Annotated in this window: 10 protein-coding genes; 5 read left to right on the plus strand and 5 right to left on the minus strand. The window is 76.2% G+C overall.

Going from position 1 to position 10,156, the window contains the following annotated elements:
* A partial coding sequence (locus tag ABZW03_RS29305; RefSeq protein ID WP_355264671.1) for a CHAD domain-containing protein occupies positions 1 to 416 on the plus strand: 416 nt, incomplete at its 5' end.
* Between the two features lie 543 nt (positions 417 to 959).
* On the opposite strand, the gene ABZW03_RS29310 is transcribed toward ABZW03_RS29305, so the two are convergent.
* Complete coding sequence (locus tag ABZW03_RS29310) at positions 960 to 1,700, minus strand: uracil-DNA glycosylase (protein ID WP_355264698.1); 741 nt, start codon at positions 1,698 to 1,700, stop codon at positions 960 to 962.
* Between the two features lie 249 nt (positions 1,701 to 1,949).
* Here ABZW03_RS29310 and ABZW03_RS29315 point away from each other — a divergent pair, with 249 nt between their 5' ends.
* The gene (locus ABZW03_RS29315; RefSeq protein WP_355264674.1) at positions 1,950 to 2,954 is read left to right on the plus strand and encodes a slipin family protein; all 1,005 of its coding nucleotides are present in this window, start codon (positions 1,950 to 1,952) and stop codon (positions 2,952 to 2,954) included.
* A gap of 82 nt (positions 2,955 to 3,036) precedes the next feature.
* Positions 3,037 to 3,486: a CBS domain-containing protein gene (locus ABZW03_RS29320; RefSeq protein WP_355264677.1), complete on the plus strand. Its 450-nt coding sequence runs from the start codon at positions 3,037 to 3,039 to the stop codon at positions 3,484 to 3,486.
* An 81-nt stretch (positions 3,487 to 3,567) separates the two neighbouring features.
* On the opposite strand, the gene ABZW03_RS29325 is transcribed toward ABZW03_RS29320, so the two are convergent.
* Together ABZW03_RS29325 and ABZW03_RS29330 are read right to left on the minus strand one after the other, a co-directional pair.
* Positions 3,568 to 3,987: a PaaI family thioesterase gene (locus ABZW03_RS29325; RefSeq protein WP_355264680.1), complete on the minus strand. Its 420-nt coding sequence runs from the start codon at positions 3,985 to 3,987 to the stop codon at positions 3,568 to 3,570.
* Positions 3,988 to 4,019: 32 nt separating this feature from the next.
* Positions 4,020 to 4,658: a TetR family transcriptional regulator C-terminal domain-containing protein gene (locus tag ABZW03_RS29330; RefSeq protein ID WP_355264683.1), complete on the minus strand. Its 639-nt coding sequence runs from the start codon at positions 4,656 to 4,658 to the stop codon at positions 4,020 to 4,022.
* Between the two features lie 74 nt (positions 4,659 to 4,732).
* Between ABZW03_RS29330 and ABZW03_RS29335 the strand changes: the two genes are divergently transcribed.
* Together ABZW03_RS29335 and ABZW03_RS29340 are read left to right on the plus strand one after the other, a co-directional pair.
* Positions 4,733 to 5,236, plus strand: a complete 504-nt coding sequence (locus tag ABZW03_RS29335) for a DUF1453 domain-containing protein (RefSeq protein ID WP_355264686.1) — start codon at positions 4,733 to 4,735, stop codon at positions 5,234 to 5,236.
* 42 nt (positions 5,237 to 5,278) lie between these two features.
* A complete protein-coding gene (locus tag ABZW03_RS29340; RefSeq protein ID WP_355264689.1) occupies positions 5,279 to 5,785 on the plus strand; it encodes a hypothetical protein in 507 nt (168 codons plus the stop codon).
* 76 nt (positions 5,786 to 5,861) lie between these two features.
* Here the strand turns inward: ABZW03_RS29340 and ABZW03_RS29345 are convergent, their stop codons facing one another.
* Both ABZW03_RS29345 and ABZW03_RS29350 read right to left on the minus strand, forming a co-directional pair.
* The gene (locus ABZW03_RS29345) at positions 5,862 to 8,753 is read right to left on the minus strand and encodes an FAD-binding and (Fe-S)-binding domain-containing protein (protein ID WP_355264692.1); all 2,892 of its coding nucleotides are present in this window, start codon (positions 8,751 to 8,753) and stop codon (positions 5,862 to 5,864) included.
* Positions 8,754 to 8,927: 174 nt separating this feature from the next.
* Positions 8,928 to 9,932, minus strand: coding sequence for a glycosyltransferase family 2 protein (locus tag ABZW03_RS29350; protein WP_355264695.1), 1,005 nt, complete (start codon positions 9,930 to 9,932; stop codon positions 8,928 to 8,930).
* Between the last annotated feature and the right edge of the window lie 224 nt (positions 9,933 to 10,156).

The following is a 10,156-nucleotide window of genomic DNA, read 5'->3' on the forward strand; positions in this document are numbered from 1 at the left end:
GATGCTCCCGCAGGAGTAGGCGCCGCTGCGCCCCGCACCGTACCCACGGCAAACGGGAAGGCGAGCCGTCGTCCCGTCCGCCTGCCGCCGCCCCCGGGGAACGGGACCTCGCCCTCCACGAGGCCCGCAAGGCGGCCAAGCGGGCCCGCTACGCCGGCGAGACCGCCGCCCCGGCGGTCGGCGCCCGGGCCGAGCGCTACGCCCGGCGGATGCGGGCCGTCCAGGAGGTGCTGGGCGACCACCAGGACGCCGTGGTCGCCGCGAGCACCCTCGCCGCCGAGGCGGCGGCCAGCGGCGAGCCCTTCGGCTACGGCGTGCTGTACGGCCGCCAGCTCGCCGCCCAGGAAGCCGCCCGGCGACGGCTGCCGGACGTCTGGCGCCGGGCGGCCAAACCGAAGGTGGCCCGGTTCGGCTAGCGGGCTGCCGCCGGCTGCGGGCCTCGCCCCGGCCTCCGGCGGGGAGCGGCTCCCAGGACTCGAGCACGCCTCGTCGTGCCATGGCCGCCGGCCCGGCGGCCGGGGCGCCTCCAGCCGTCGGCGGGGAGCCGCCCTGGCGCACGAGCGCACCTCGCCGTGGTGCCATCGGCCGCGAACGGCCCCCATGGAAGCGGCTCCGCCGACGGCCTTCGGGCGGGCGGCGCCTCCACGTTCGCCGTGCGTGGCACGCACGCCCACGCCGCCCCGCCCGACTGCCGGGCGGGGCGGCGGGAAATCGAAGGCAGGCTCTACCAGGGGCGAGCCCCGCTGAGCGATCCGGTGCGTGCGGCAGGTTCTGGGGCTCGCGGTGTTGTCGGGGTCGCGGCGTGTCGTGTGGCAGCCCGCCGGCCGCCGAGGGGCTGGTCGGCGTTGTGCCGGAGGTGTGGCGGCGGCCGGGCAGGAAGGGTGAGCCGGTCCGGTCAGCGGCGTCTCTGGCCGGGCGAGTGCTGGTGTGCGGCGGTGGGTTCCCAGGCGTCGCGGGGATCAGCTCTCGCGGGCTGTTGACGGGGTGGCCCGGTCCGGTCGGCGCGGGGTGAGGCCGGCTGAGCGGGCGGCCGTGCGGAGCAGGTCGCGGAGCATCGCGGGGGTCAGGCGGCCGGTGTTCGTGTTGCGCGGGCTCACGTGGTAGCAGCCGTACATCCGCAGGTCGGGGCCGCCGTCGCGGGCCGGGAAGGTGGCCAGGGCGGCGTGGCCGAAGGCGGGGCGGGGGCGCGGGACCTGCCAGCCGGCGTCCGCGATCACCGGCAGCATCGCCTGCCAGGCGAAGCCGCCGAGGGCGACGACCGTCCGTACGGTGGGGCGCATCAGCTCCAGTTCCCGGGTGATCCAGGGCCGGCAGGTGTCGCGTTCGGCGGTGCTGGGCTTGTTGTCGGGCGGGGCGCAGCGGACCGGGTCGGTGATCCGGACGCCGGACAGCTCCAGGCCGTCGCCGTGGCGGACGGACTCGGGGCGGTTGGCGAACCCGAGGTCGTACAGGGCGGCGTAGAGCAGGTCGCCGGAGGGGTCGCCGGTGAAGATCCGGCCGGTGCGGTTGGCGCCGTGGGCGGCGGGGGCGAGGCCGACCAGGACGAGCGGGGCGTCCGGCGGGCCGAAGCCGGGGATCGGGCGGGCCCAGTAGTCCCAGTCCAGGTAGGCGCGGCGCTTGGTCCGGGCGGTCTCCTCGCGCCACGCGACCAGGCGCGGGCAGGCCCGGCAGCCGGTGACGACGCGGTCCAGCGCGGCGATGCCGCCGGCCCGGGCGGCGGCCTCGGCGGGGTGCCGGGGGTCGTCGGGGTCGTCGGCAGCGGAGGAGGTGGAGTGCGGGGCCACGGTCGAGATCCTAGGGCGCCGGGACGTCCCGGGGCTCCGGGACGTTCGGTCCGGCGCGGGCCGGGCAGGCGTAGCGTGGAATCAGTTGCTCCGGCGGTCCCCGGCCGGTCCGGGTCGGCGGCGGCCGGACGCGCCGGTGTGCGCGCAGGCCGCGAGGAGGCCGCGATGATCGTCGATGCGGTGCTGGGTGCCCTCGGAGGGCTCGTCGGTCTGGGGGCGATCTGGGCGAGCCTGAGCATCAGGGTCGTCCAGCAGTTCCAGAAGGGCGTGGTGTTCCGCTTCGGGAAGGTGCGCGACGAGGTGCGCGATCCCGGGCTGGTGGCGCTGCTGCCGATCGCGGACCGGCTGCGCAAGGTGAACGTGCAGATCGTGACGATGCCGATCCCGGCGCAGGAGGGCATCACCCGGGACAACGTGACCGTGCGGGTGGACGCGGTGGTCTACTTCCGGGTGCTGGACCCGGTGAAGGCCACCGTCAACGTGCAGGACTACAACTTCGCGATCTCCCAGGTCGCCCAGACCTCGCTGCGCTCGATCATCGGCAAGAGCGAGCTGGACGACCTGCTGGCCAACCGGGAACCGATCAACCAGGGCCTGGAGTTGATGATCGACAGCCCGGCGCTGGGCTGGGGCATCGAGATCGACCGGGTGGAGATCAAGGACGTCGCGCTGCCGGAGTCGATGAAGCGCTCGATCGCCCGGCAGGCGGAGGCCGAGCGGGAGCGGCGGGCCCGGATCATCACGGCGGACGGCGAGTACCAGGCCTCGGAGCGGCTGTCGGAGGCCGCGGCGGTGATGAGCGCGACCCCGGCCGCGCTCCAACTGCGGCTGCTGCAGACCGTGGTGGAGGTGGCCGCGGAGAAGAACTCGACGCTGGTGCTGCCCTTCCCGGTGGAGCTGCTGCGCTTCCTGGACAGCGCGACGGAGGTCCAGCAGCGGAACCTGCTGACGGCCGCGGCGGCCGCGGCCGGGGCGAAGGCCGCGGAGGACGCCGTGGAGAGCGGCGAGGTCCCGGAGGAGGAGCTGGAACCGGACCAGGGCGCGCGCGAACTCCCGCCGCTGGAGGAGGTGTTGGAGCACTCGCCGCTGGACCGTCCGGAGTCGCCGGACGGCCGGGTCGAGCGGGGCGTCGAGCAGCGCCGCGCCACGACCCCGGGCGGGGACGGCTGAGCCCACCGGGCCCCGGTGGCGTCGGCCATCCGCCCGGACCACGATGGACGAGGGGAAGGGAAGCCAGGTCAGGAGGCGGACCATGACCAGAGCCAGCGACATCATGCACCCGGGCGCGGAGTGCATCCGCGAGCACGAGACGCTCGCGGCCGCCGCCCGGATCATGCGGGATCGCCATGTGGGCGCCCTGCCCATCTGCGGGCCGGGCGACAAGCTGCTGGGGATCGTGACCGACCGCGACATCGTGCTGCGCTGCGTCGCCGAGGGCCGTGACCCGGCGTCGGTGACGGCGGGCGAGCTGGCGCAGGGGCGGCCGATGACGGTCGAGGCGGACGAGGACTGCGAGCAGGTGCTGCGGGTGATGGAGCAGTACCAGGTGCGCCGGCTGCCGGTGATCAACCACCCGGAGCACAAGCTGGTCGGCATGATCACCGAGGCGGACATCGCACGCGGCCTGCCGCAGGCGCGGGTCGCCGAGTTCGTCTCGGCGGTCTGCGCGGAGGAGGCGCCCGCCGGGGCCGCCCAGGGCTGACCCGCCGTGCGCACACGGGCCGCGGCCCCGCCCGGGGAACGGGCGCGGGCCGCGGTCGTGCCGGTGCGACCTCCGGCAGGGTCACCCCAGGGCGTAGACGGCGGTGGCGTGGGCGGCCGGCTCCTCGGCGCCGTCGGTGCCCTCGGGGGCGAGGGTGACGTCGAGGAAGGCGATCCGGCGGCCGAGCTTGGTGATCCGGGCGTGCACCAGGACGTCCTGGGCGAGGACGGCGCGCTGGAAGCTGGTGGACTGCTGGACGGTGGTCATCGGGCCGAAGCCGCCGCGGGCCGAGGAGACGGCGATCACGCAGGCCGTGTCGGCGGCGGCCATCAGCGCCTGGCCGGACAGCCCGCCGCCCTCCCGGGCGAGCCGGTCGGACCAGGGCAGGCGCAGGACGGCGTGGCGCTCGCCGGTCTCGGCGGTCGTCAGGCCCAGGTCCTGCACCCAGGGCGCGAAGTGGTCGGCCAGGAGCTTGTCCGCCTCGGCGGTGGTGAGGGTCATCGCGCCATTGTGCCGGGGGCGTTGGCGCGGTGTCAGGAGGCCGGAGCAGAGGGTGTCGGCGGCGCGGCCAAGGTGTCGAGGTGGTGGCGCAGCACCGCGCGCAGCTCGTCCGGGCCGACCAGGTCGGGGTGCTGGACGGCCTGGAGGGTGAGGCCGTCCAGCATGGCGGAGAGCCGCCGGGTCTCGACGTCGAGGTCGAGCCCGGGGGCCAGGCCGCCGGAGCGTTCGGACTCGACCAGGACGCGCCGGACCAGGTCGTCGAGCCCGGCCTGCAGTTCCGCGGCGCGGGGCCGCAGGTCGGGCCGGGCGCGGGCGGCGGTGACGAAGGAGAGCCAGAGCGCGGACTCCTCCCGGCGCTCGGCGTCCAGCGGGAGGGTCTCGGCGAGCAGCCGGACGGTCCGCTCGCGCCGGTCGGTGCCGGGGGCCGGGTCGAGCAGGACGGCGGCGTGGACCTTGATGCGGGCCTCGATCCGGCGGGCCAGCTCGCGCATCGCGAAGATCATCAGCTCCGAGCTGCCGGCGAAGTAGTGCCGCACCGAGCCGACGGCCAGTCCGGCCTCCTCGGCGACGTTGCGCAGCGAGGCGTGCTCCAGCCCGTCCCGGGCCGCGACGCGCAGGACGGCGTCCGCGACGGCCTGGCGGCGCTCGGCGGGGTCGACGATCTTCGGCATGTTGCCGTTATAGCACGGGCGAGCTAAATTGCTGATTTAGCACGGTCGAGCTACAAAAAATGGGGGAGTGGGACATGAGCGGATGGATGTACGCGGGGCTGATCGCCGTCGTGGTCGTGGTGGTGGTGATCCGGCGGCTGCGCGGCGAGCCGCTCAACGCCCGGGACCTCTTCGCGCCGCCGGTGCTGCTCACCGGCCTCGGGGTGTGGGCGGTCGCCCGGCGGCAGGGCCTCGGCGCGTCCGACTACGGCTGGATCGCGGCGGGCGCCGTGCTCGGCGTCGCGCTGGGGGCGGTGCGCGGCGCCACCATCCGGGTCTACGAGCGGGAGGGCGTGCTGTGGCAGCGCTACACCGGGCGGACCTTCCTGGTGGCGGCGGTGTCGCTCGCCGTGATGGCCGGCTTTGCCGCGCTGGCCGCGCGCTTCGGCCTGGCCTCGGACGCCCGGCCGGTCCAGCTGTCGATCGGCGTGGGCTTCCTGGGGGAGGCGCTGGTGGTGGGTTGGCGCGGGATCTCCTCGGGCACCCCCTTCGCGCCCGAGCGGCCGGGGTCGAGCCCGCTGGACCGGCTGCGTCGGTAACTTTGGTTGTCGAATGCGGATTCGGCAACTAAAGTTGTCGGCATGACGATCGTGGAGATCACCCCTGAGGAACGGACCGTGCTGGCCAAGGCCCTCCTGGACGCGCTCGACCCGCTCGCCGCCGCCGTGCGCGCCCGGGCGACCGGTCTGCCCGCGGAGCGGATGTGGGACGCCGAGCCGGTCGAGGTCGCCCTCTCCGTGCTGTCCGCCTGGAAGCTGGTGGACGCGGAGGTCAAGCGGCTGACGGCCGGCGCGGCCGCCACCGCGGGCTCGTACGGCGCAAGCTACGAGCAGCTCGGCGCCGCCTGGGGCATCACCCGGCAGGGCGCCCGGAAGAAGTGGCCGGACGCCGTCGGCCGTCCGGTAGCCCGCCCCGGCTCGCTCGACCTGTTCGGCGGAACGGCCGAGCTGGCCGAGGACGAGGCCTCCGGCGGCTGGCGCTGGACGGCCGTCGGCGCGGACGGGGAGCGCGGCGGGTCGGCCGCCGGCCACCGGACCAGGGAGGAGGCGGCGGCGCACGCCGGGGCCTTCCTCGCGGCGCACGCGTAGGCCCGGTCCGGCCCGGTCGCCCGGAGGGCCGAAGCGCGGCGCGTAGTCACCCCGAGGGCTGAGGTGCGCCGCGTAGTCACCCGGCGGGCCGCAGCTCCCGGGCGATCAGCTCCGCCAGGTGCAGGGCCCGCCGCCCGTCGGCGAGTTGGGCGATCTGGGTGCGGCAGCTGAAGCCGTCCGCCAGCACCACCGTCTCCGGCCCGGCGGCCCGGACCGCGGGCAGCAGCACCCGCTCCGCGATGGCCTCGGACACCTCGAAGTGGCCCCGCTCGAAGCCGAAGTCGCCCGCCAGGCCGCAGCAACCGGCCTCCAGTACCCGGTTGTTCAGACCGAGCCGGGCCTCCACCCGGCGGTCGGCGGCGCTGCCCAGCACCGCGTGCTGGTGGCAGTGGGTCTGGGTGACGGCGTCCAGCGGGATCCGGGGGAGCGGGGTGTCCGGGGCGTACGCGTCGAGGAACTCGGCGAAGGTGCGGGTGCGCTCGGCGAGCGGGCGGCCCTCCGCGCCGAGCAGCCGGGGCAGATCCTCGCGCAGGGTCGCGGTGCAGCTCGGGTCCAGGCCGACCACGGGGGTGTCGGCCTGGACCCCGGTCGCCGCCAGCACCCGCAGGCTGCGCCGCAACACCCGGCGGGCGGCGTCGAGTTGGCCGGTGGAGTACCAGGTGAGGCCGCAGCAGACCGGGCCCGCGGGCAGCCGGACGTCGAAGCCCAGGTGCTCCAGCACCTCGACGGCCGAGCGCGCCACGTCCGGCTGGAGGTGCTCGGAGAAGGTGTCCGGCCACAGCAGCACCGGCCGGGCGCCCGCCGGGGCCGGGTGCGCGGCGCGGTGCCGCCGGTACCAGGCGGTGAAGGTCTCCGGCGGGAGGACCGGCAGCACCCGGCGCCGGTCGATCCCGCCGAGCCGCTTGAGCAGCCCGCCGGCCCGGGAGCGGGCGAGCGTGTTGGCGGCCCCGGGTGCGAGCGCGGCGGCCCGCAGCCAGAGCGGCAGCCGGCCCATCGAGTAGTGCGCGAGCGGGCGCGGCCGGTGCCGGTAGTGCTGGTACAGGAACTCGGACTTGTAGGTCGCCATGTCGACGTGGACCGGGCAGTCGCTCGCGCAGCCCTTGCAGCTCAGGCAGAGGTCCAGCGCCTCCCGGACCTCCTGCGAGCGCCAGCCGTCCGGGACGGCGTCCCCCCGCAGCATCTCGGCGAGCAGCCGGGACCGCCCCCGGGTGGAGTGCCGCTCCTCGCCGGTGGCCAGGTAGCTCGGGCACATCACCCCGCTGCCCGGGGCCACGCACTTGGCGACGCCCACGCAGCGGTGCACCGCCCGGACCAGGCTGCCGCCGTCCTGTTCGTACGGCAGGGCCGTCGGCAGCGCGCGGCGTGGGGCGGTGACGAAGCGCAGGTCGGCGTCGAGCGGGCGGGGGTCGACCAGGGCGCCCGGGTTGAGCAGGTTCTCCGGGTCCCAGATCCGCTTGAACTCGCCGAAGAGGACGATGACTTCGGGCGGGTACATGCGTGGCAGCAGCTCCGCCCTGGCCTGGCCGTCGCCGTGCTCGCCGGAGAGCGAACCGCCGTACGAGACCGCCAGATCGGCGGCCTGCTCCAGGAACTCCCGGAACACCAGCACCCCTTGGGGCTCGTCCAGCGGGAAGTCGATCCGCAGGTGCACGCAGCCGTCGCCGAAGTGGCCGTACGGGACGCCGCGCAGGCTGTGCCGGCGCAGCAGGGCGCGCAGGTCCCGCAGGTAGTCGCCGAGCCGCTCGGGCGGGACGGCGGAGTCCTCCCAGCCGGGCCAGGCCTCGCCGCCCCCGGGCAGCCGGGTGACGATCCCCGCGCCCGCCTCCCGGACGGCCCACAGCTGGCGCTGCTCGACCGGGTCGGTGACCAGGGCGACGGTGGCCGAGCGCTCGCGGCGCACCGCGTCGGCGAGCCGGCGGGCGGCCTGGTAGGCGGCCAGCGGGGTGGCGCCGCCGGCCTCCAGGAACAGCCAGCACGCGCCGGCGGGCAGCCGGTCCAGCGCGGGCGGGCGGGGCCCGGCGGCGAGCAGCGCGGCGATCAGGTCGGCGGCCATGCCCTCGGCGGTGAGCGGGCCGTACGGCAGCAGCGCCGGGACGGCGTCGGCGGCGGCGCCCTCGTCGGGGTAGCCGGCCACCACCAGCGCCCGGGCGGGCGGGGCCTCGACCAGCCGGACGGTGGCGCCGAGCAGCAGCGCGCAGGTGCCCTCGGTGCCGGTGAGCGCCCGGGCCAGGTCGTGGCCGTGCTCGGGCAGCAGCGCGTCCAGCGGGTAGCCGGAGGTGCGGCGGGGCAGCCGCGGCATGCCCTGCCGGATGACGGCGAGGTTGCGGTCGGTGAACTCCTGGATTTCGGTGTGGAGTTGGCCCGCCCGGCCGGGCAGGGCGCGCAGCGCGGCGCGCCCGTCCGCGTCGAGCCGCCCGCCGACGGTCAGTTCGGTGCCGTCCGCGAGCAGCAGCTCCAGCCGCTCGACGTTGTCGGCGGTGCGCCCCCAGGCGAGCGAGTGCGAGCCGCAGGAGTCGTTGCCGATCATGCCGCCGAGGGTGCAGCGGCTGTGCGTGGACGGGTCGGGGCCGAAGCGCAGCCCGTACGGCCGGGCGGCGCGCTGGAGGTCGTCCAGCACGGTGCCGGGCTGGACGCGCGCGGTGCGGGCCTCCGGGTCGAGCTCCAGCACCGCGCCGAGGTGGCGGCGGAAGTCCAGCACCACCGCGCCCGGACCGATCGCCTGCCCGCCGATGCTGGTCCCGGCGCCGCGCGCCACCACCGGCACCCGGTGCTCGCGGCAGAGCGCCAGCGCGGTGCGCACGTCGTCGAGGTCGGCGGGCTTGACCACGCCGAGCGGCAACTGCCGGTAGTTGGAGGCGTCCTGGCTGTAGACGGTGCGCTCGGCGGCGCCGAAGCGGACCTCGCCGCGCAGCACGGCGGCCAGTTCGCGGGCCAGTGCGGCCCCGGGGACGGCGGACGGACGGCTCACCAGGGACCTCCCAGGAGTACGGCTCCGCCGATGATCCCAGCCGGGCCGCCGCACCGGTACCGGGCACGGCCGGGGTACCGCCGTCGGGGTGTCGCGGACGGGGTGTCGCACGGCACCCTCCCGGGGCGGCCGTCCCGCGAGGCCGGGCCCGACGGGCCGGGGCCGCCCGGGGAGCTACTTCCGCCCGGTGAGCGTGCCGCGCGCGATGTGGGAGAGCTTGGCCACCTCGAAGGCCGGGTAGGCCCCGCCCGCCAGCAGCGAGAACTTGATCCCCTCGCGGCCGCCCGGCCGGCGGTGGCCGGGCGGCTGGAAGCGCCGGTGGTGCTCGGCGGCCCGGTGGAAGAACTGCGGCCGCTCGGCGCGGGTGACGCAGCCCGCCAGGTCGAAGACGAACAGGTAGTGCCGGATCATCCGGACGAACAGCGCGTCGCGCACCGCGTACAGGTGCGGCTGCTCCTCCAGCAGCGCGAAGCTGCGCTCGTACTGCTCGAACAGGTCGAAGACGCTGCTGCCCGGGCCGCTCGACGGGTGGACGGTCTCCCGGCGGCGCAGCTGGACGCACTCGCGCGCCAGCACGGCGGCCCGCCGGGCGCCGAGCAGCGCGGCGTGCGCCACCGGGACCTCCTCGTAGCGGCCGGGCGGGAAGGCCAGGCCCAGCTCGGCCCAGTGGCCGCGGCGGACCAGCCGGTCCCAGATCAGCGGCGGCGCGCCGAACAGCGCGGGCCGGTCGAAGGGCGCGAACGGCTCGGGGCCGGCCTCGGCGAGCAGCGCCTCGGCCCCGCCGGGCCAGTCCCGGTCCTGGTGCCGGCGGGAGTGGCCGAACAGCAGGACGTCCACCGGGCCGGTCTGCTTGAGCCGGTCGGCGAGCGTCTGGAGCGCGTCCCGGGGCAGCAGGTGGTCGGCGTCGAGGAAGAGCAGGTACTCGCCGGTCGCCCGCGCCGCCCCCGCGTTCCGGCTCGCCCCGACCCCGACCGCCGCGTTCAGGTGCAGCACCGACACCCGGGGGCTCCGGGCCGCGTACGCGTCGGCGAGCCCGCCCGCGGTCTCGGGGGAGCGGTCGGCGACCACGATCACCTCGAGGTCGGCCAGGGACTGGGCGAGCAGCGAGTCCAGGCAGTCGGCGAGCTGTTGGTGCTGGTCGTAGGCGGGGACCACGACGCTGATCAGGGGTGAGGGCATGACGCCGGAGCGTAAGAGGGCTCGCGAACCGTGGCAAAGGCCTGACGGTGTGTAATTCCGCGCAATCGGTGGCAAACCGTACGGGCGTGCGCCATATCTTCACGCCGCCTTCCGGCCGTGTCCACGCCCCGACCTGGGGCGATGCGCGCCGGGGCCCGCGACCCGGGGGGGGGGGCGGGGCCGGGGGGGGGCGAACGGGCCCCGGGGGTGGCGAACCGCGATAG

The organism is Kitasatospora sp. NPDC004799 (assembly GCF_040609095.1).
Taxonomy (GTDB): Bacteria; Actinomycetota; Actinomycetes; order Streptomycetales; family Streptomycetaceae; genus Kitasatospora.